Source organism: Pseudomonas asturiensis (genome assembly GCF_900143095.1).
Classification (GTDB): domain Bacteria; phylum Pseudomonadota; class Gammaproteobacteria; order Pseudomonadales; family Pseudomonadaceae; genus Aquipseudomonas; species Aquipseudomonas asturiensis.
In genome coordinates this window covers 95550-116255 of the sequence record NZ_FRDA01000006.1, presented here as the reverse complement: position 1 = coordinate 116255, position 20706 = coordinate 95550, and the positions used below count along the sequence as shown (strand labels likewise).

18 protein-coding genes and 1 pseudogene are annotated in these 20706 nt (G+C 60.5%); 10 read left to right on the top strand and 9 right to left on the bottom strand.

Translation table 11 applies throughout. From position 1 onward, the window contains the following. Window positions 1–58 precede the first annotated feature (58 nt). Together BUB69_RS12810 and BUB69_RS12805 are read right to left on the bottom strand one after the other, a co-directional pair. Window positions 59–823: a TOBE domain-containing protein gene (locus BUB69_RS12810; protein ID WP_073167075.1), complete on the bottom strand. Its 765-nt coding sequence runs from the start codon at window positions 821–823 to the stop codon at window positions 59–61. Between the two features lie 121 nt (window positions 824–944). Beyond that, a complete protein-coding gene (locus BUB69_RS12805; RefSeq protein ID WP_073167072.1) occupies window positions 945–1679 on the bottom strand; it encodes a ComFC family protein in 735 nt (244 codons plus the stop codon). A gap of 91 nt (window positions 1680–1770) precedes the next feature. Here BUB69_RS12805 and bioB point away from each other — a divergent pair, with 91 nt between their 5' ends. The 10 genes from bioB to BUB69_RS12755 all read left to right on the top strand — a co-directional run bounded on the left by bioB (window position 1771) and on the right by BUB69_RS12755 (window position 12961). Then, the gene (bioB, locus tag BUB69_RS12800) at window positions 1771–2829 is read left to right on the top strand and encodes a biotin synthase BioB (RefSeq protein WP_024688173.1); all 1059 of its coding nucleotides are present in this window, start codon (window positions 1771–1773) and stop codon (window positions 2827–2829) included. Between the two features lie 19 nt (window positions 2830–2848). Beyond that, window positions 2849–4039, top strand: a complete 1191-nt coding sequence (gene bioF / locus BUB69_RS12795) for an 8-amino-7-oxononanoate synthase (protein WP_073167069.1) — start codon at window positions 2849–2851, stop codon at window positions 4037–4039. Beyond that, window positions 4032–4775 (top strand): alpha/beta fold hydrolase, encoded by a 744-nt coding sequence (locus BUB69_RS12790; protein WP_073167066.1) that lies wholly within the window; start codon window positions 4032–4034, stop codon window positions 4773–4775. Before bioF ends, BUB69_RS12790 begins: the two co-directional genes overlap by 8 nt. Next, window positions 4768–5577, top strand: coding sequence for a malonyl-ACP O-methyltransferase BioC (bioC, locus tag BUB69_RS12785; protein ID WP_073167063.1), 810 nt, complete (start codon window positions 4768–4770; stop codon window positions 5575–5577). Before BUB69_RS12790 ends, bioC begins: the two co-directional genes overlap by 8 nt. A 32-nt stretch (window positions 5578–5609) precedes the next feature. Next, window positions 5610–6290, top strand: a complete 681-nt coding sequence (gene bioD, locus BUB69_RS12780; protein ID WP_073167059.1) for a dethiobiotin synthase — start codon at window positions 5610–5612, stop codon at window positions 6288–6290. 154 nt (window positions 6291–6444) lie between these two features. Then, on the top strand, window positions 6445–6741 hold the full coding sequence (locus tag BUB69_RS12775) for a hypothetical protein (protein WP_024688168.1): 297 nt from the start codon (window positions 6445–6447) through the stop codon (window positions 6739–6741). Between the two features lie 334 nt (window positions 6742–7075). After that, window positions 7076–8881, top strand: coding sequence for a phenylacyl-CoA dehydrogenase (locus BUB69_RS12770; protein ID WP_073167056.1), 1806 nt, complete (start codon window positions 7076–7078; stop codon window positions 8879–8881). A gap of 283 nt (window positions 8882–9164) precedes the next feature. Then, window positions 9165–10463, top strand: a complete 1299-nt coding sequence (locus BUB69_RS12765) for a GGDEF domain-containing protein (RefSeq protein ID WP_073167053.1) — start codon at window positions 9165–9167, stop codon at window positions 10461–10463. A 169-nt stretch (window positions 10464–10632) separates the two neighbouring features. Beyond that, the gene (locus BUB69_RS12760) at window positions 10633–12411 is read left to right on the top strand and encodes an acyl-CoA dehydrogenase C-terminal domain-containing protein (protein ID WP_073167049.1); all 1779 of its coding nucleotides are present in this window, start codon (window positions 10633–10635) and stop codon (window positions 12409–12411) included. A gap of 388 nt (window positions 12412–12799) precedes the next feature. Next, complete coding sequence (locus tag BUB69_RS12755) at window positions 12800–12961, top strand: YqaE/Pmp3 family membrane protein (protein ID WP_032610758.1); 162 nt, start codon at window positions 12800–12802, stop codon at window positions 12959–12961. A gap of 68 nt (window positions 12962–13029) precedes the next feature. Here BUB69_RS12755 and BUB69_RS12750 read toward each other — a convergent pair whose 3' ends face one another. The 7 genes and pseudogenes from BUB69_RS12750 to pqqF all read right to left on the bottom strand — a co-directional run bounded on the left by BUB69_RS12750 (window position 13030) and on the right by pqqF (window position 20632). Then, window positions 13030–14862: a S9 family peptidase gene (locus BUB69_RS12750; RefSeq protein ID WP_073167046.1), complete on the bottom strand. Its 1833-nt coding sequence runs from the start codon at window positions 14860–14862 to the stop codon at window positions 13030–13032. Then, window positions 14825–15994 carry a pyrroloquinoline quinone biosynthesis protein PqqE gene (gene pqqE, locus BUB69_RS12745; protein WP_073167044.1) on the bottom strand — a complete coding sequence of 390 codons (1170 nt, stop codon included), beginning with the start codon at window positions 15992–15994 and terminating at the stop codon, window positions 14825–14827. Before pqqE ends, BUB69_RS12750 begins: the two co-directional genes overlap by 38 nt. Then, window positions 15987–16259, bottom strand: coding sequence for a pyrroloquinoline quinone biosynthesis peptide chaperone PqqD (pqqD, locus tag BUB69_RS12740; RefSeq protein ID WP_245825285.1), 273 nt, complete (start codon window positions 16257–16259; stop codon window positions 15987–15989). The genes pqqE and pqqD overlap by 8 nt, the downstream gene beginning before the upstream one ends. A gap of 38 nt (window positions 16260–16297) precedes the next feature. Next, window positions 16298–17053 (bottom strand): pyrroloquinoline-quinone synthase PqqC, encoded by a 756-nt coding sequence (pqqC, locus tag BUB69_RS12735; protein ID WP_073167038.1) that lies wholly within the window; start codon window positions 17051–17053, stop codon window positions 16298–16300. A gap of 8 nt (window positions 17054–17061) precedes the next feature. Beyond that, on the bottom strand, window positions 17062–17973 hold the full coding sequence (pqqB, locus tag BUB69_RS12730; RefSeq protein WP_073167035.1) for a pyrroloquinoline quinone biosynthesis protein PqqB: 912 nt from the start codon (window positions 17971–17973) through the stop codon (window positions 17062–17064). Between the two features lie 94 nt (window positions 17974–18067). After that, entirely contained in the window at window positions 18068–18142 is a 75-nt protein-coding gene (pqqA, locus tag BUB69_RS12725; protein WP_003422658.1) for a pyrroloquinoline quinone precursor peptide PqqA, read from the bottom strand. A gap of 136 nt (window positions 18143–18278) precedes the next feature. After that, window positions 18279–20632, bottom strand: a pseudogene (pqqF, locus tag BUB69_RS12720) (pyrroloquinoline quinone biosynthesis protein PqqF). Window positions 20633–20706: the final 74 nt, after the last annotated feature.

Here is a 20706-nt window from a genome sequence, read left to right as displayed (position 1 = left end):
GTCGCTACCTTAAAGCGCGTGTATGACGGAATTGTGTCGTGGCGATGACCCTGAATCGCTAGAGCGGTGTGCCCAGCAGCACCCGTGACGGAGCGAAGCGGACGTTCACCGGTTTGCCGGTTTCCAGCTGCTGTGCCAGCAACGCGTCGCGGCTCGCCAGGGCGCACAGCGTATGGCCGCTGGGCAGAAGAATGCGCACTTCGCTGGGACCGTCCTGCGCGTCGATGACGTCCTCGATCTGGCCGAAAAGGTAATTGTTTCCCGATGTTTCAAGATGGTCCGCGGCGAACAGTTCCAGCCATCCGGCCTTGATCAGGGCGACGACTTGCGTATCGATATCCAGGTCCATGCGCAAGGTGCTGTCATGGGTGATTTGCGCGTCGATGAACACCTCATCAGCCAGATGCAGGCGAATGGTGTCGTTATGGCCCTGGCGCCTAATGCTCACGATTCGCCCCAGCAATTGATTGCGCGCACTGGTGCGCAGGGTCAGGCGCGTGAGCAGTTCCAGATCGCTGCTGTCTTCGGCCGCTTCCAGCACTTGAGCCTGTAGCGCCTGGATACGTTGGTAAAGACGCAGCACGCGCTCGCCCTCTGCCGACAGCTTCGCGCCACCGCCACCACGGCCGCCGACGCTACGCTCGACCAATGGTTTTTGCGCCAGGTTATTCAACTCATCGATGGCATCCCACGCGGCTTTGTAACTCAGCCCGGCGCTCTTGGCCGCGCGGGTGATAGAGCCTTGTTCGGCAATGTGCTGCAACAGCGCGATGCGCTGCGGACGACGGGTCATGTGTTGGGTGAGCAGTGGCGGTAGAGGCATGGGGATTTGAACGCTCTGGCAGATCACGCGAGTGTAAAACGTGAGAGCGGACTTGTCCGCGTAAAGGCCTGCGTACTCCCGCGCGGAGCCCGGGCACGATCAGTGTGCCTGGGAGCGATGATCAATTTCCGGGTTTCGGTGTTCTGGCCAGGCAGTAGACGTCCACACGGCTGGCGCCAGCGCCGGTCAGCAACCGAGCAATCACGTCCGCTGTAGAGCCCGTGGTCAGCACGTCGTCCACCAGGGCCAGATGCTTGCCACGTACCCCTTCGCTGTCGATCAAGGTAAACGCGCCCTGCAGGTTGCGCTTGCGGGCTTTGGCGTCAAGGCCCTGCTGGTTGGGGGTTTCCCGGGTGCGCAGCACGCGGCGTTCATTCACCGGCAATTGCAGCGGTTCACTCAGCCAGTCGGCCAGCATGGCCGCCTGGTTGTAGCCGCGCTGGCGAAAACGCTTGTTGGCCAGCGGCACCGGCACAAGGCAATCGGGACGAGGCAGGCCCTCGTCAAACCGATGGTGCAGAAACTGACCCAGCAATTCAGCCATCAGGCGTCCCATGGGCCACTTGCCGTTGTGCTTGAAACGGGTGATCAGGCTGTCGACCGGGAAATCATACCGCCAGGGCGCGATGACCTGGGTGAAGCTTGGCGGCTTGCTGATGCACTGTGCGCAACTCATCCCGGATGTCGGCAAGGGCAGAGCGCAGGATTCGCACTGGTCACCCAGCCACGGCAACTCGGTTTCGCACGGCACGCAGATAGGCACTGAAACATCGGTAAGCTCATCGCATAACAAACAGGATTGTTTGTTTTTTAACCAGATGTAAACCTCTCGCTTACTGTTTGGTTGACAGTGCATCGCTCTTCCTTAAATATGCCGAACATCCGTGTAGCGCTTGTGGTCTTTGTGCCCCTGCGCACAGCCCCCAGAAACACAAAGGAGCCGCCCGATGAGCGCCAGCATCACCGCCACTCTGCGTCACGACTGGACTTTAGCCGAGGTCAAGGCGCTGTTCGTACAGCCATTCAATGACCTGCTGTTTCAGGCGCAGACCGTGCACCGCGCTCATTTCGACGCCAACCGCGTCCAGGTTTCGACCCTGTTGTCGATCAAGACCGGTGCGTGCCCGGAAGACTGCAAGTACTGCCCGCAGTCCGGCCACTACAACACCGGTCTGGAAAAAGAGAAGCTGCTTGAAGTGCAGAAAGTGCTGGAAGAGGCCGCTCGCGCCAAATCCATCGGCTCGACGCGTTTCTGCATGGGCGCGGCCTGGAAACACCCTTCGGCCAAAGACATGCCGTATGTCCTTGAAATGGTCAAAGGCGTGAAGGCCATGGGCCTGGAAACCTGCATGACCCTGGGCCGCCTGGATCAGGATCAGACCGCCGCGCTGGCGTCCGCCGGGCTCGATTACTACAACCACAACCTGGACACCTCGCCTGAGTTCTACGGCAGTATCATCACCACCCGTACTTACAGCGAGCGCCTGCAAACCCTGGCGTACGTGCGCGATGCCGGGATGAAAATCTGCTCGGGCGGCATTCTGGGCATGGGCGAGTCGCTCGACGATCGTGCCGGTCTGCTGATCCAGCTGGCCAACCTGCCCGAGCATCCGGAATCCGTGCCCATCAATATGCTCGTGAAAGTCGCCGGTACACCGTTGGAAAATGCCGAAGACGTCGATCCGTTCGACTTCATCCGCATGCTGGCAGTGGCACGGATTCTCATGCCCAAGTCCCACGTGCGCCTGTCTGCCGGTCGCGAGGCGATGAATGAGCAGATGCAGGCGCTGGCGTTCCTTGCCGGTGCCAACTCGATTTTTTACGGTGACAAACTGCTGACCACCGCCAACCCGCAAGCTGACAAGGACATGCTGCTGTTCTCCCGTCTGGGCATCAAGCCGGAAGCGGGCGAGGAGCATCCTGACGAAGTCCATCAGGCCGCCATCGAGCAGGCACTGGTCGAACAGCAAAGCAGCGCGATGTTCTACGACGCCGCGTCCGCCTGATCTCTGGAACGGAGCCTGCATGTCTTTCGATCTGCGTACCCGACTCGAGGCTCGCCGTCACGAACACCTCTATCGCCAGCGACCTCTGCTGCAGACCCCGCAAGGTCCGCAGGTGGTGGTCGATGGCAAGCCGTTGCTGGCGTTCTGCAACAACGACTACATGGGGCTGGCCAATCACCCCGAGGTGATCGCTGCGTGGCAGGCCGGGGCCGAGCGTTGGGGTGTGGGCGGCGGAGCATCACACCTGGTGATCGGCCACAGCACGCCGCACCATGAGCTGGAAGAAGCCCTCGCTGAATTCACCGGCCGACCGCGTGCGCTGTTGTTCTCCAACGGCTACATGGCCAACCTGGGCACCGTCACGGCGCTGGTCGGGCAGGGCGATACGGTGCTGGAAGACCGCCTGAACCATGCCTCATTGCTGGACGCCGGGTTGCTCAGTGGCGCGCGTTTCTCCCGTTATCGGCATAACGAGGTGGCGAGCCTCGAATCCCGACTGGAAAAGGCTGTGGGCGACACATTGGTGGTCACCGACGGCGTGTTCAGCATGGACGGCGACGTGGCCGACCTGCCGGCGCTGTCGCGTGCCGCCAGGGCCAGGGGCGCGTGGTTGATGGTCGATGATGCGCATGGCTTCGGCCCGCTGGGCGCCAACGGGGCCGGGCTCGTCGAGCACTTCGGCCTGAGTATGGAGGATGTGCCGGTGCTGATCGGCACCCTCGGCAAGTCCTTCGGCACGTCCGGGGCATTCGTCGCGGGCAGTGAAGCGCTGATCGAAACCCTGATCCAGTTCGCCCGGCCTTACATCTACACCACCAGCCAGCCGCCTGCGTTGGCCTGCGCCACGCTGAAAAGCCTGGAATTGCTGCGCGCCGAGCATTGGCGTCGAGCGCACCTGGCCAACCTGATCCGCCAGTTCCGTCAGGGTGCCGAGCAGCTTGGCCTGCAACTGATGGACAGCTTCACGCCCATCCAGCCAATTCTGATCGGCGATGCCGGGCGCGCCTTGCGCCTGTCGCAGTTGCTGCGCGAGCGTGGCGTGATGGTGACCGCGATTCGCCCGCCCACCGTGCCGGTCGGTAGCGCCCGTTTGCGCGTGACGCTGTCGGCGGCGCACACCGAAGCACACGTGCAGCTATTGTTGAATGCATTGGAGCAGTGCTACCCGCTGCTGGATGCGGTTGAATCCATGGAGCCCGATCATGCGTGACCGTCTGATCCTGCTGCCGGGCTGGGGCCTGGGTGTTTCGCCACTTGAACCGTTGGCGGCTGCGTTGCGCGGACTGGACGAGCATTTGCGTGTCGAGGTCGAGCCGTTGCCTGACATCGACAGCTGCGATCTGGCGGACTGGCTCGATGAACTGGACGCCAACCTGCCGGATGACGCCTGGCTGGGCGGCTGGTCGCTGGGCGGCATGCTCGCGGCGGAACTGGCGGCACGTCGGGGTGAACGTTGCTGTGGTCTGTTTACCCTGGCCAGCAATGCCTGTTTCGTGACTCAGGGTGCCTGGCCGCATGCGATGCCGGTGCCGGACTTCGAGGCGTTTCTGGCGGGCTGCGCTGCTGATCCCGACGCCACTCTGAAGCGTTTCAGCCTGCTATGTACCCAGGGCGCCGAGGACCCGCGTGGCCTGGCCCGTCTGCTCAAGGCCGGTGCGCCGCATACCTCGCCCACGGCGCTGGTCGACGGGCTGAAAATATTGCAACAGCTTGATACCCGCAGCGCCTTGCAGACTTATCGTGGACCGCAGTTGCATGTATTCGCCGGGCTCGATGCGTTCGTGCCTGCCGAAGCAGCGGGCGATCTGCTGGACCTGTTGCCGGATGTCGAGGTCGGTGTGATCGAACAGGCCAGCCATGCGTTTCTTCTGGAAAACCCCCATGGCGTGGCGGCTGCGATCCAGGCCTTTCTACATGAATCGGAACACGAGTCGGACCATGACTGACCTTTCACAGGCCGTATTGTCGGCAGGTCTGCCTGACAAACGTCAGGTGGCGGCTTCCTTTTCCCGCGCGGCGGGCAGTTACGACAGCGTCGCCGAATTGCAGCGTTCGGTCGGGCACGAGTTGATGTCACGGTTGCCTGCCCAGTTCAGTCCCGCACGCTGGCTCGACCTGGGCAGTGGCACCGGTTATTTCAGTCGAGTGCTGGCACAGACCTTTCAGGAGAGTGAAGGCGTTGCGCTGGATATCGCCGAAGGCATGTTGCGCCATGCGCAGCCGCTGGGTGGCGCGCGTCACTTCGTGGCAGGCGATGCCGAGCGACTGCCATTGGCCGATCAGGGTTGCGAGCTGATTTTCTCAAGCCTGGCGGTGCAATGGTGTGCGGATTTCAGGGCAGTACTCAGCGAGGCCTCTCGGGTTTTGAAACCGGGCGGGGTGTTTGCCTTCGCCAGTCTGTGTACCGGCACGCTGTATGAGCTGCGTGAAAGCTGGCAGGTCGTTGATGGTTGCGTGCATGTGAACCGCTTTCGGCGTGAAGACGACTATCGTCAGTTGTGCGCGGCCAGTGGTTTGCGTGTCACCCGCCTCGACGTCCGCCCGCACGTGCTGCATTACCCGGATGTGCGCAGCCTGACTCATGAGTTGAAGGCACTGGGCGCACACAATCTCAACCCGGGAAGGCCCAGCGGCTTGACGGGGCGTCAACGGATTCTAGGCTTGGTGCGAGCGTACGAGCGCTTTCGTCAGGACGCAGGGCTGCCCGCCACTTACCAAGTGGTCTACGCGGTACTTGAAAAACCCTGACCGGGTTCACGTCATATGGGAAGACCGCCGAGATGAGCGTTGCGTATTTCATCACCGGAACCGACACCGATGCCGGCAAGACCACGGTCGCGGCCGGCTTGCTGCATGCCGCGAGGTTGAACGGCCTGAGCACGGCTGCAGGCAAGCCCGTGGCATCAGGTTGCGTCGTCACGCCGCAAGGGCTGCGCAATGCGGATGCGTTGGCGTTGCAGGCCGAATGTTCCATCCCGCTGAGTTACGACGAAGTGAACCCGGTGGCGTTCGAGCCGGCCATCGCCCCGCATCTGGCGGCCCGTGAGGCTGGCGTGGCGCTGACCGTTCGCTCCCTGCTGCAGCCCATGCAGCATATTCTGAACAAGCAGGCGGACTTCACCCTGATCGAAGGCGCGGGAGGCTGGCGAGTGCCGCTGGCCGATCAGAGCAATCTGTCCGACCTTGCCATCGCGCTGGGCCTGCCGGTGATTCTGGTGGTGGGCGTACGCCTGGGGTGCATCAACCATGCGTTGTTGACGGCCGAGGCCATTGCCAGAGACGGGCTGCACCTGGCTGGCTGGGTTGCGAACGTCACCGATGGCAAGACCTCGCGCCTCGAAGAGAATCTTGCCACCCTGGCCGAGCGTCTGCCTGCACCCTGTCTGGGGCGTGTACCACGGTTGAAAAAGGCCAGCGCCGATAATGTGGCGCAATGTCTTCATCTGGAGCTGCTCGACTGACAGCGGCGCTATGTTGCTGACACGTATGGCGGTTTTGAGATTTTCAAGACTGAGGCTATTAACAGGCCTAGTGCCATTAGTCTATTTGTCGAGCGTTTCCGGGCATTTGCTGGTTCAATGACACGTGTTCGCTTTTTGAACTGAGGATCGGCTTATGCAAATCACCATGAACAACACCCTCTATCCAGGTCTGAGCGCCATGCAGGTCGGGCAGAGCCGTGTCGATCAGGCAGCCACGCAGATCGCCAGCAGCAACATTGAGGTGTCGGGCAGAAGCCAGTCTTCGGACTTCCAGCTCGAGAACCTGCGTTCGGTCGACCGCAGCCAGCGTTCCGACCTGCCTGCCAACATCGTTGAAATGGCCGCAGGCAAATCGCAGATCGAAGCCGGGCTTGCCTCACAGCGCGCGAGCGACGAAGCGCTTGGCACGTTGATCGATACCTTTGCCTGAGTAACGGCTTGCCACACCCTCACGCCGTGCCTTCCGTGCACGGCGTTATCTTCTGAATCTTCCTGTATCACCGTCCTGTATCACCGCTGCAACCCTTATTCCCTCGGCTAGACTTCCCGTTATCGTCTACATGACGTTGTACCCCTTTGCCTGCGCGGTCTGCAGCAGCGTGGACGAATGGTTCATGTGCCGCTATTGACAAGGTTTGGGCGTAAACGTATGTTTCAAACACCTGTTTGACCGTAAGGCATACGAGATTGTCTGGTCCTGGGAGTATGCTTCCAGTCACCGCCCGGTCATTCGTTCCAGGATTCATCAGCAGAGGTTTATCGCTATGCCTGATTACAAGGCCCCCTTGCGTGATATTCGTTTCGTTCGTGACGAACTGCTCGGTTACGAAGCGCACTATCAGAGTCTGCCCGCCTGCCAGGACGCTACCCCTGATATGGTCGACGCCATTCTTGAGGAGGGCGCCAAGTTCTGTGAACAGGTGCTGGCTCCGCTGAACCGGGTAGGCGATACCGAAGGCTGTACCTGGAGCGAATCGGGCGTGAAGACGCCGACCGGTTTCAAGCAGGCGTATCAGCAATTCGTCGAAGGCGGCTGGCCGAGCCTGGCGCATGACGTCGAGCACGGCGGTCAGGGCCTGCCTGAGTCGCTGGGTCTGGCAGTCAGCGAGATGGTTGGCGAAGCCAACTGGTCGTGGGGCATGTACCCAGGTCTGTCACATGGCGCGATGAACACCATTTCCGAGCATGGCACGCCCGAGCAGCAAGCGGCGTATCTGACCCGACTGGTGTCCGGCGAATGGACCGGCACCATGTGCCTGACCGAGCCACACTGCGGCACCGACCTGGGCATGCTGCGCACCAAGGCCGAGCCTCAGGCTGACGGCACCTACAAAGTGTCCGGCACCAAGATCTTCATCTCCGCTGGCGAACACGACATGGCCGATAACATCGTCCACATCGTGCTGGCGCGTCTGCCGGATGCTCCGGCGGGCACCAAAGGTATTTCGCTGTTCATCGTGCCCAAGTTCCTGTCGGCGGCCGACGGCGGCGTTGGCGAGCGCAACGCAGTGAGCTGCGGTTCGATCGAACACAAGATGGGCATCCACGGCAACGCCACTTGCGTGATGAACTTCGACGGTGCTACCGGTTACCTGATCGGCCCGGCGAACAAGGGCCTGAACTGCATGTTCACGTTCATGAACACGGCGCGTCTGGGCACTGCACTGCAAGGTCTGGCGCACGCTGAAATCGCGTTCCAGGGCGGCTTGAAATATGCCCGCGAGCGTCTGCAGATGCGTTCGCTGACGGGTCCTAAAGCGCCGGAAAAAGCCGCTGACCCGATCATCGTCCACCCGGACGTACGTCGCATGCTGCTGACCATGAAGGCGTTCGCCGAGGGCACGCGTGCCATGGTGTACTTCACGGCCAAGCAGGTCGACATTGTCAAATACAGCGAAGACGCAGACCAGAAGAAAGCAGCCGATGCACTGCTGGCCTTCATGACCCCGATCGCCAAGGCCTTCATGACCGAAGTGGGCTTCGAAGCCGCCAACCACGGCGTGCAGATCTACGGCGGCCACGGCTTTATCGCCGAGTGGGGCATGGAGCAGAACGTTCGCGACAGCCGTATTTCCATGCTGTACGAAGGCACCACCGGTATCCAGGCGCTTGATTTGCTGGGCCGCAAGGTCCTGATGACCCAAGGCGAAGCGCTCAAGGGCTTCACCAAAATCGTGCACAAGTTCTGCCAGAACAACGAAGGCAACGAATCCGTTCAGGAGTTCGTGACCCCGCTGGCGGCGCTGAACAAGGAGTGGGGCGAACTGACCATGAAAGTGGGCATGGCCGCCATGAAGGATCGCGAAGAAGTCGGCGCTGCGTCGGTCGATTACGTGATGTATTCGGGTTACGCGTGCCTTGCCTACTTCTGGGCCGACATGGCACGTCTTGCGGCCGAGAAGCTGGCAGCCGGTACATCGGACGAAGCGTTCTACCGCGCCAAGATCCAGACCGCACGCTTCTACTTTCAGCGTATTCTGCCGCGCACCCGCACTCACGTTGCCGCCATCCTCTCGGGTGCTGGTAACCTGATGGACATGAAAGAAGAGGATTTCGGTCTGGCTTACTGAGTCGGTTCCGAGTCACCCAGGCCGCCTGATCGTCGATCAGGCGGCTTTTTTATGGGCGTTTGATCTTGATCGTGCCCCGCGCTTGAGGCGCGGGCTGAAGCCTCCAGCCTGTGATCACTCAGTGTTACAGGGCTATCTGCCCTCGATCCATAAACCTTTTCACTCTCCTGCCGTTACAGACTCAGTCACTGATCAATCCTGCTGAATGCATTGTTTTCAGGATGAAGGCACAATGCTATTAATTCGGGTGATGACTCGGGTTCAGGCAAGGAGACAGCCTCTTTTGTTACGTCCATCTGCTGCGCGACTGAGTCATTTTCTACCATCACTGGCATTGCTGGTGGCGGGGCTGGCGGCTGCTTACGTCAAAGACCTGAACGTATTCTTTACCTCACTGTTCAACGTGCTGCCCACTCTGGTGCTGCTGTTGGGCGGTGCGTACTGCGGTGTCTACCGGCGTCAGCGCGAACTGTTCCTGATGATCACCGTGTACATCGCCTATTACCTGCTCGACACCCAGACCGACTATTACCGCGACTTCGGCAAGGTTCGGGAAGATGCCGCGGTGATCTTTCATCTGGTCTGCCTGTTGCTGCCGGTGCTCTACGGGTTGTACGCCGCCTGGGAGGAGCGTACGCATTTGTTCCAGGACATGGTTGCCCGGCTCGCGGTGCTGCTGGCCGTGGGCAGTGTGGCGCTGGGGCTTGAGCAGAGCTATCCGGTGGAATTGCAGGCCTGGCTGGCCGACATCCGCTGGCCGGCGTTGCATGGCGCGTGGATGAGCCTGATCCAGTTGTCGTACGCGATGTTTCTGATTTCGTTCGCAGTCTTGATCTGGCAGTACCTGGAAAAGCCCCGGCCGTTGCATGCGGCGCAGATCGTCGGGCTGCTGGGCTTGTTCTGGGCACTGCCCAAGACCTTCATCCTGCCCTTCACGCTGAATATTCTGTGCAGCCAGGTGATGCTGATGATTGCCGCCGCTGTCGCCCATGAGGCCTATCAGATGGCCTTCCGTGACGAGCTGACCGGCTTGCCTGGACGTCGTGCGCTCAACGAGCGTATGCAGCGCCTGGGGCGCAATTATGTGCTGGCGATGAGTGACGTCGACCATTTCAAGAAATTCAACGACACCCACGGCCACGACGTGGGCGACCAGGTATTGCGTCTGGTGGCCAGCAAACTGTCGAAGATCAGCAATGGCGGCGGCAAGGCATACCGCTATGGTGGCGAAGAATTCGCCATCGTGTTTGCCGCCAAGACCATCGATGAGTGTTTGCCGCATCTGGAAGCGATTCGCGAGTCCATCGCCAATTACGAAATTCAGCTGCGCAACAAGGACAGTCGGCCTCAGGACGACCAGCAGGGAAGGCAGCGCCGTAGCGGCGCGCATACCGGCACGGTATCGGTGACGGTCAGCATCGGCGTCGCCGAACGTCAGCCGGAACATCGCACCCCCGAAGAAGTCCTGAAAGCGGCTGACCAGGCGCTCTACGCCGCCAAAGGGGCCGGGCGCAACTGCGTGATTTCCCATCAGCAGCAAAACCGCCGTGGCGCCGTGCGAACCACTGAAGCGGCCACCTGAACACAGTGTTTTCAAGCAGTGACCTGTTATGACTTTATAGTCATGACACGACCCTATGTGTCTGAAATGTTGTTCGGGTAGACTCGGAACTATCGACGGCTGATCCGCATTCCCGACCGGGGCAGATCAGCACTTACAGGTCTCACGCTCCGTGTTCACGAGGTTTGCCATGGCTGACTACAAAGCGCCGCTGCGCGATATGCGCTTCGTCCTCAATGAAGTGTTCGAGGTTTCCATACTCTGGGCTCAACTGCCGGCGCTGGCCGAAACGGTCGACGCTGAAACCGTCGACGCCATTCTTGAAGAAGCCGGTAAGGTCACCAGCAAGACCATCGCGCCGTTGAGCCGTAATGGTGACGAGGAAGGCTGCCACTGGAAAGACACCGTCGTGACGACGCCGGCGGGTTTTCCTGAGGCCTATCGCACCTACGCCGAAGGCGGCTGGGTCGGTGTGGGCGGCAACCCCGATTTCGGCGGCATGGGCATGCCCAAGGTGGTGTCGGCCCAGGTTGAGGAAATGCTCAACTCGGCAAGCCTTGCTTTCGGCCTGTACCCGATGCTGACCTCCGGCGCTTGTGTGTCGATCAACACCCACGCCACTGAAGCGCTCAAGGCCAAGTACCTGCCAAACATGTATTCGGGCCTGTGGTGTGGATCGATGTGCCTGACCGAAGCCCATGCCGGGACCGACCTGGGCATCATTCGCACCAAGGCCGATCCGCAGACCGACGGTTCCTACAAGATCACCGGCAGCAAGATTTTCATCACCGGCGGCGAGCATGACCTGACCGAAAACATCATCCATCTGGTGCTCGCCAAGCTGCCGGACGCGCCAGCAGGCCCGAAAGGCATCTCGCTGTTTCTGGTGCCCAAGTTCATGGTCGGTGACGACGGCAGCGTGGGTGAGCGCAACACCGTGAGCTGTGGCTCCATCGAGCACAAGATGGGCATTCAGGCATCGGCCACGTGCGTGATGAACTTCGATGACGCCATTGGTTATCTGATCGGCGAGCCCAACAAGGGGCTGGCGGCCATGTTCACGATGATGAATTACGAGCGTCTGGGTGTGGGCATTCAAGGCCTGGCATCTGGCGTGCGCTCGTATCAGAACGCTGTGGAATACGCCCTCGACCGCCTGCAAAGCCGGGCACCGACCGGTGCGCAGAACAAGGACAAGGCCGCTGATCCGATCATCGTCCATCCGGACGTGCGGCGCATGCTGCTGACCATGAAGGCCTTCAACGAAGGTGGCCGTGCGTTCTCCAGTTACGTTGCGCTGCAACTGGACATCGCCAAGTTCAGCGAGAACGACGCGGATCGCAAGCGCGCCGACGATCTGGTGGCGCTGCTGACGCCCGTCGCCAAGGCCTTCCTGACTGATGTGGGGCTGGAAACCACCGTACATGGTCAGCAAGTGTTTGGCGGCCATGGTTACATTCGTGAATGGGGCCAGGAGCAATTGGTGCGCGACGTGCGCATCACGCAGATCTACGAGGGTACCAACGGCATTCAGGCGCTGGATCTGGTCGGTCGCAAGATCGTCGGTTCGGGTGGTGCGTTCTACCAGTTGTTCTCCGATGAAGTGCGTCAGTTCATTTCCGACGCCGACAGCTCGCTTGGCGAATTCACTCGCCCGCTGGCCGCAGCGCTCGACATGCTCGACGAACTGACGCACTGGATTCTGGATCGCTCACGCAGCAACCCCAATGAGATTGGTGCTGCGTCTGTGGAATATTTACACCTGTTCGGTTACACGGCCTATGCCTACATGTGGGCGATGATGGCCAAGGCCGCTGTCGGCAAGGAAGCGCAGGAAGATTTTTATGCCAGCAAGCTGGGTACGGCGCGTTTCTACTTCGCGCGCCTGCTGCCGCGTATCCATTCGCTGAACGCATCGGTGCGTGCTGGCAGTGAGTCATTGTTCATGTTGAGCGCCGAGCAGTTTTGAAATATGACGACGTGTAAGCAAATGCTTACACGCCGTGCTGACATTTGGCCTCTTCCTTTAGGTGGGATCCAAAGTTACTCTAAATCCATGGACGTAGCGCAGGATGCGCAATAAGACATAAAAGGGACACGTAGGGATGCCTGCCAGGAAGGTGGGAAGAAAAGGATGTCAGGGAAACAGTCTGGAAAGCCCCGCTTATGCGGGGTTTTCTTTGTCTGCGTTTTTTGCAGGCGGCGTTTCGCGGCTTTTTCAGATACTGGGAAGCAGGTTCTTCGAGCCTCTTATTCCCAAGAATAATGGCTTCGTGCCAGAGCGGGTGGAACCCTCATTGATGCCAAGGGTCGATTAGCTGTATGGCCAATCAGAGCCAATCAATCAGGAGCTTCCCATGGACATCATTCGTATCATCTTCGCCATTCTGTTGCCCCCGCTGGGTGTGTTCCTGCAAGTAGGTCTGGGCGGTGCTTTCTGGCTGAACATCCTGCTGACCCTGCTGGGTTACATCCCGGGCATCATCCACGCGATCTACATCATCGTTTCGCGTAAGTAGCCTGTGGTGCAGCAGTCCGGCATCGCGCCGTGCTGCACCAGGTTTGATCGTTCCCGATATGGGGACGATCAAACGGCCCCGTCTAACACCTCACGATAAAAACGCCACTCTTTCTCCAGTGCATCTGCCAGGTTTGCAGCCTTGCGGAAGCCATGATGCTCGTCCGGGTAAAAGTGACCCTCTGCCTGGATGCCTCTGTCCTGCAAGGCCTTGAGCATGTCGCGGGTCTGCTCGGGTACGACGACAGCGTCCAGTTCTCCCTGGAAGAAGATGACCGGTACGTTGATGGTGTCGGCATGCGACAAGGGCGTTCTCTCCTTGTAGCGTTCGATATCCTTGACCGGATCACCGATCAGCCAGTCCAGATAATCACCTTCGAACTTGTGTGTTGCGCGCGCCAGTGCGATCGGATCGCTGACGCCATACAGGCTTGCGCCCGCACGGAAGACATCCTGAAACGCCAACGCGCACAGCGTCGTGTAGCCCCCGGCGCTACCGCCGCGAATGAATGCCTTGCTGGCATCAATCAAGCCTCGCGCTGACAGGTGGGCGACCACCGCGCAGGCGTCTTCGACGTCGGCTATGCCCCAGGTCAGGTGCAGGCTCTGGCGATAGTCACGGCCATAACCGGTACTGCCCCGGTAGTTGAGATCGGCCACGGCAAACCCGCGATGGGTCCAGTACTGAATGCGCGGATCCAGAACGGGGTAACACGCAGAGGTAGGCCCGCCATGGATGAAGACCACCAGCGGCGGCGTATCTGTATCTGTCATTGCTGGATAGAAATAGCCGAAGGCCTCTGCGCCGCCGCTGGGATAGCGAAGCGGTTCGGGTCGGCTGATCTGTTCCGGCGGCAACGGCGCACCGCCGCCCGCCAGAACCTGCACGCTTTGGTCGCTGCGCGAAATGGCCAGCACTGCCGAAGTGCTTACGGCCGAGGCGGCGATGCAATAAATGTATTCCTCATCCATCGCCAGGCTGCGAAAGCGGCTGTAGCCAGCGCTGAAATCAGTGACTGAACCGTCGGCCTGAATCAGCCCCAATAGTCCCGAGCCATCCTGCGACCAACTGGCGAGAAAACCGTCGCTGAGCGGTAGCCAGGTGCATCCTCCAAGCTGCCATGGGGCGGGGGAATGGTCCGCCTTAGCCGCTGGCAAGGGCGCAAACCCTGTCGACGATTCGACCCACGGCTGCCAGAACCCGGCCCGATCCGTCAGGCAGTACAACCGGCCTTGAGCGTCGAAGCGCGGTTGCTGCAACGACTCGTCGGTCTCGTCGCCGGCAACGCAACGCGCCGGGCCCCAACTGCCGTCATCCTGTTGTTGTGCACACAGGAGACGGGTCGATGTCCAGGGCTGATGCGGGCGTTGCCATTCGATCCAGGCCAGTCGCTTGCCGTCGGCGCTGACCACTGGCGAGGCATAGAAGTCCGCGCCCTCGGCCAGCAGTTCGCGTTGCCCGTCAGCCAGCTCGATGCCGACCAGTCGATGGATGTTGTGATCTTCCTCGACCGCGAGAATCTGGCCGTTGGTGTAAAACACGCCGCCGTAACGCTTGTCACCCTGAGTCAGCGGAACAGGCGTGCTGCCATCGAGGGGTTGGCGATAAAGCTGCTGGTCGCGTTCGTTGACGAACACCAGGGCGTCATCGGCCAGGCAGAACGAACCGCCGCCATACTCGTAGACCCGGCTGCGCACACTGAAGCCATCAGGCGTCAGGCAGCGCGTGGTGCCCGCGTACCAGTGCCAGAGGCGGCACGCGCCGTCTGCGGGTCGGTATTCATTCCAGAACAGGCCCGCCGAGCTGACATCCAGTTCGGCGAAATCTACGCCAGCGGCGACCGCCTGGGCGGCAGAAAGCCGTTCAGGAAGATTTGGCGATGAGTCGTGAGTTTCGTTCATTGCGAAAGGCCAGCTCTTCGATGGTTTGGGTGGCGGTCTCGGATTCGTCGCGAGCCTGCGTGATCATCCCGTGGTGCGGGGACTTGCTGCACACCGGGTCGGCGTTGGCCGCGTCGCCGGTCAGCATGAAGGCCTGGCAGCGGCAGCCGCCGAAATCCTTTTCCTTTTCATCACACGAACGGCAAGGCTCGGGCATCCAGTCATAACCGCGAAAACGGTTGAAACCGAACGAGTCGTACCAGATGTGCTGCATGCTGTGGTCGCGCACGTTCGGGAACTGGATCGGCATCTGGCGTGCGCCATGGCAGGGCAGGGCGGTGCCGTCCGGCGTCACGGTCAGGAAGATGCTGCCCCAGCCGTTCATGCAGGCCTTGGGACGTTCTTCGTAGTAATCGGGTGTGACGAAGATCAGCTTGCACGGATGATTTTCCGCTTCGAGCTGTTCCCGGTACTCATTGGTGACCGCTTCGGCGCGCACCAGTTGATCCTTGGTCGGCAACAGACCAACCCGGTTCAGGTGCGCCCAGCCATAGAACTGACACGTGGCCAGTTCGACGAAGTCCGCTTCAAGGGCCAGGCACAGCTCGATGATCTTGTCGATCCTGTCGATGTTGTGCCGATGGGTAACAAAGTTCAGCACCATCGGGTAGCCGTGCTTCTTCACCGCACGGGCCATTTCCAGCTTCTGCGCGAAGGCTTTCTTCGAACCTGCGAGCATGTTGTTCACCTGCTCGTCGCTGGCTTGAAAGCTGATCTGAATATGGTCCAGACCGGCTTCCTTGAATGCGATGATCTTCTCTTCGGTCAGGCCAATGCCCGAGGTGATCAGGTTGGTGTAAAAGCCCAGTCGTCGCGCTTCGGCGATCAGTTCGGCCAGGTCCTGACGCACCAGCGGTTCACCACCGGAAAAGCCAATCTGCGCGGCTCCCATCTGTCGGGCTTCCTGCATCACCTTGAACCACTGCTCGGTGGTCAGCTCCTGACCCTGTTTCGCGAAGTCGAGCGGGTTCGAGCAATACGGGCATTGCAGCGGGCAACGGTAGGTCAGTTCAGCCAGTAACCACAGCGGCAGGCCGGTCTCCGGCCTGGGCGGTATCAGTGGGCTGGCGGTGGCAAGCGTCAGTTCAGTCAAGGGTGATCCAGTGTTTTTCCTGAGCGTGTTTCATGAAGTCATCGACATCCATGCCCAGCTCGGGGACGTTGGGGAATTTGTGCTCCAGGTCCTGGATGATGGCGGCGATGGTTCGCTTTCCATCGACCAGACCGCCAATCAAGCCAGCACTGTCGTTGAGCTTGATCATGCCTTCCGGGTACAGCACCACGTTGGCGTTCTGGGCCGGTTCGAACTGGAAGCGATAGCCTTGTCGCCATGTGGGGACTTTGTTGCGAAATGACAGGCGTTCCGGATTCGAATTGTCTTTCTTGGAATGAACGTTCATAGCGCGATTCCCTTATGCCAGACCTTCTGGTCTGTGACGCTGTGGTACGGCGGGCGGTTCAATTCGTAAGCCATGGACATGGCATCAAGCATGCTCCACAGAATGTCGAGCTTGAACTGCAGGATCTCCAGCATGCGCTGCTGGCCTTCATACGTAGTGTAGTGCTGCAACGTAATCGCGAGACCATGTTCTACGTCGCGACGTGCCTGGCCCAGGCGCGTGCGGAAATATTGGTAACCTTGCGGGTCGATCCACGGGTAATGCTGCGGCCAGCTGTCCAGACGCGACTGGTGAATCTGCGGCGCGAACAGCTCGGTCAACGAGCTGCTGGCCGCTTCCTGCCAGTTGGCGCGGCGGGCAAAATTCACGTAGGCATCCACGGCAAAGCGCACGCCTGGCAGCACCAGCTCCTGGGAGCGCAACTGATCAGGGTCCAGGCCGACGGCCTGACCCAGACGCAGCCAGGCTTCAATGCCGCCGTCTTCGCCGGGTGCACCGTCGTGGTCGAGCAGGCGCTGAATCCATTCGCGACGAATCTCGCGGTCCGGGCAGTTGGCCAGAATCGCGGCATCCTTGAGCGGAATGTTCACCTGATAATAAAAGCGGTTGGCGACCCAGCCCTGAATCTGCTCGCGGGTCGCACGGCCTTCGTACATGGCAACGTGATAGGGATGGTAGATGTGGTAATACGCGCCCTTGGCCCGCAAGGCCTGCTCGAATTCGGCGGGAGACAGTGCAGTGGCTTCGCTCATGTCGGCTCCTAAAGCTCGATGCTCATGCCATCGAAAGCAACTTCAACGTTGCGGCGGACCAGCTCGGCGCGCTCCGAAGAGTCTTCGTCGAGGATCGGGTTGGTGTTGTTGATGTGGATCAGCACCTTGCGCTGGGTCGGGAAGCCTTCCAGCACTTCGAGCATGCCGCCAGGACCGTTTTGTGCCAGATGGCCCATTTCCCGGCCAGTGCGAGTGCCCACGCCACGACGCTGCATCTCGTCGTCGTCCCACATCGTGCCGTCGACCAGCAGGCAGTCGGCGTCGCGCATCTTTTCGGCCAGCGCGTCATCGACCTTGCCCAGGCCCGGCGCATAGAACAGCTTGCCGCCAGTGCGGGTGTCTTCCACCAGCAAACCGATGTTGTCGCCCGGATGCGGGTCGAAACGGTGAGGGGAATAAGGCGGCGCGGCGCTGCGTAGCGGAAACGGCGTAAACCGCAGGTTCGGGCAGGCCGGAATCACAAAGCTGCCTTGCAGCTCGATGCGGTGCCAGTCCAGGCCGCCGTTCCAGTGCTTGAGCATCTCGAACAGCGCAAAGCCCGTGCTGAGGTCTTCATGGACCATGTCGGTACACCATACCTGATGCGGGCAGCCTTCGCGCAGGCTCAACAAACCGGTGGTGTGGTCGATCTGGCTGTCCATCAGCACAATGGCGCTGATCCCGGTGTCGCGCAGCGCACGGCCCGGTTGCATCGGCGCAAAGCTCTGCAGTTGAGCGCGGATGTCCGGCGAGGCGTTGCACAGTACCCAGTTCACGCCGTCGTCGGACAGGGCAATGGAGGATTGAGTGCGCGCCTGCGCCCGCAGGCTGCCGTCGCGAAAACCTGCGCAGTTGACGCAGTTGCAGTTCCACTGGGGAAAACCACCACCGGCAGCGGAACCTAAAATCTGGATGTACATGTCAGCTCCCTACCACATGACCCGAAACAAAAAACCAAAGCAGCCCGACAATAAAAAAAGCCCCGGCGAACCGAGGCTTTGCAGCGCACTGAAATCAACGGCTGGCGAAGTACATGGTGACTTCGAAGCCGATACGCAGATCAGTGTAAGCAGGTTTAGTCCACGACATAAAAACACTCCTTCAGATAGTGCAGCGGTTGGTGACTACATCTTAGTGCGCCAGCAACGGCATACGTTCAGATGCTTAGGGAGCTATGTTACTCAATTTAACAATTTGGCAGTGCTCAAATCTTTATGAAAGACCGTTACCGTTCAGGTAACGATCCTTGAACGCCGTGGCTGGCGGGCGATTGGCCAGGATCAGCCAGCCCGCGTCGGCATCGCACAGTGCGCGGGCGGCCGTGGCTAAAGAGTGTGTATCCAGATTTGACAGCGCGTTGTGCAGATCAAGCCTGTGCCTTTCAGTATGGCCGGCAAGGTGCGCTTGCCAGCGCGTTTCTGCGACTTGCTCGTGAGACAGCGTGGAAACGTCCTGCTGCGTGATCAAGGCCTGGCGCTGCTCGGCCAGATCGGCGTTGTGTATCAGGTCAGGAAGCCCTTCCAGAAAAGCCTCGATGTGCGCGACCAACTGATCGACGCTGCACGACGGCGATTGCACGCCAAACAACAGCCCTGTGGTGCCGTCTATCTGCCGGATGCCGCTGAACACCGCGTAACCCAGCTGCAATTCGACCCGAAGCCGGTGGTAGAACGGCGCTTGAATTCGATGCGCGAGCAGGCGCCAGGCGGCCTCATCCCGGGCGGATGCGCTGGCTGCCGGGCAAAACAACAGCACGGCGCTTTCCGGGGAAGACGAGGCTTCTGTCTGCCAACGCTTGCCCGGGCTGCAGGTGGTTGATATCGCCAGATGCGCCTGCGGTTCGCCAGGCATGCCTTGCAGCGCCTCTTCGACACGGTGCTGGCCGTCGGTGGGCAACCCTGTAGCAAAGCTTGTCCAGTTTGAGCTGGCCCAGACGCTTTGCAGGTCATCGGTTTCCTGGCCGGAAGGGCTGGCTAAAAAATGATCAGGCAGCCGTTTGAGCAACTGACGAATCGGGATCAGTGCCGGCTCGTTTGCAGGCCGTGCGTAGCGGGCCAGTGCTTCAGGTGCCGGATGCTTCAGGCGATTCAGGCAGTGTTCGATAATGGCAGCGAACGGCTCGTGCAGGCCGTTCAGTCTGAGTTGCCAGTACGTGCCGTATTCACTGAACGCCAACGCGACCCCGGCCTGTCGGGCCTCCTCAATGAGGTCTTTCAGGCTGTCGTTGAGTACCTGCCAGAGTCTGGGCTGTGGGTGTTGCAACGTCCAGCGCAGGTATACAGCGGCTTCGGCGGCGAGCGGCCGAGGTGCTGAATCGCCCGTTAAAAACGGGTTGGGCGCAGGCAGGTGCCAGTCGTCAGGCTCGCCTGCCGGGTTATCCACACCTTGAACATTGATCAGCGTTTCAGGGCCGAGTTGATCCAGCAACGCTCGCAACGCCTCGCCGCCTTGCTCGCTGAGTGTTGCCGGAAGATCGCGGCAATAATGATGCGCCAGCGCCAAGGTACCGCAGACCTGCAACTGACGGTGCTGAATACGCCGGTATTCCTCTACCAACGAGGGCCAGTTCAGTTTGAAAAAAGCCAGCCAGTCGAGCGACAGCCCCGCCGCTTCTGCGGGCGAAAGCTTGTTCGCGAAGCCTTTATCAACGCTCACCTCCAGCAACAATTGCTCGCCAAACTGATACAGCGGCGCGGCTTTCAACGCGTCAATCAGACCTCGTTCACTCAACGTGGCCACCAGACCGCCCGGCTTGGCGGCATTCATCCAATGGCACAGAAACGCCACGGCTTCGTCAGCCTTTTCCGGCAAGCCGTCGCAAGCGAACAGCAGATGCAGGCGCTGCGCATCGGTTTCCAGCACGGGCGTGGCGTGTTCAGCCAGTGGAGGCGCAGACTGTTGCTCGACGCGCTTGCCCGTTGCGAACGACACACCGTAGCGCATCGCCAGGCTTTCCAGCTCAGCCAGTGACTGCGGGCCGCTCAGGCAAAGCGTCATTTGCCCGGCCTGATAAAAGCGTTGGTAGAAGGCCTTCAAGGCCTGCTGAAACGCAGGGTTGGGCACCGACAGGCTGTAGCGATTGCCCGCGTGAAACCCGCGTAACGGGTGGTGTGGATTGATCGACGCCAGCAAGTGGATTTGTTGGCGGGCTTCGGCATCCCCGCGCCAGGCGATGAACTCGGCATGCAGCACCTCGCGCTCCCGCAGTTGGTCCGCCATGGCCATGCGTGGCTGAGCGAGCATGTCGCACAGGCGTTCCAGGCCGTCGGCAAAAACGGCAGGCGGCAGTTCGAAGAAAAAGTCGGTGGTGCGTTCTCGCGTACTGGCATTGAGCTGACCGCCGTGGCGCTGCACGAAGGTCATCAGGTTCTGCTCGTCGGTGAAACGCTCGGTGCCCAGAAAGAACAGATGCTCCAGAAAATGCGCCAGCCCCGGCCATGCCTGGGGCACATCATGACTGCCCGCCGCAACCCGCAGCGAAGCGGCGCAGCGTTTGAGCCGTGGCTCATGACACAGCACCACGCTCAGGCCGTTGGCCAGAGTGATGCGTTTGACGGCAGACGTACGCGGGGACGGCATGGCGGGTCGCAGTGACAAGGAAACAGAGCGTCATGCTAGCGGATAATCAGGCCGCTTCGCGAGGTGCTGATGTA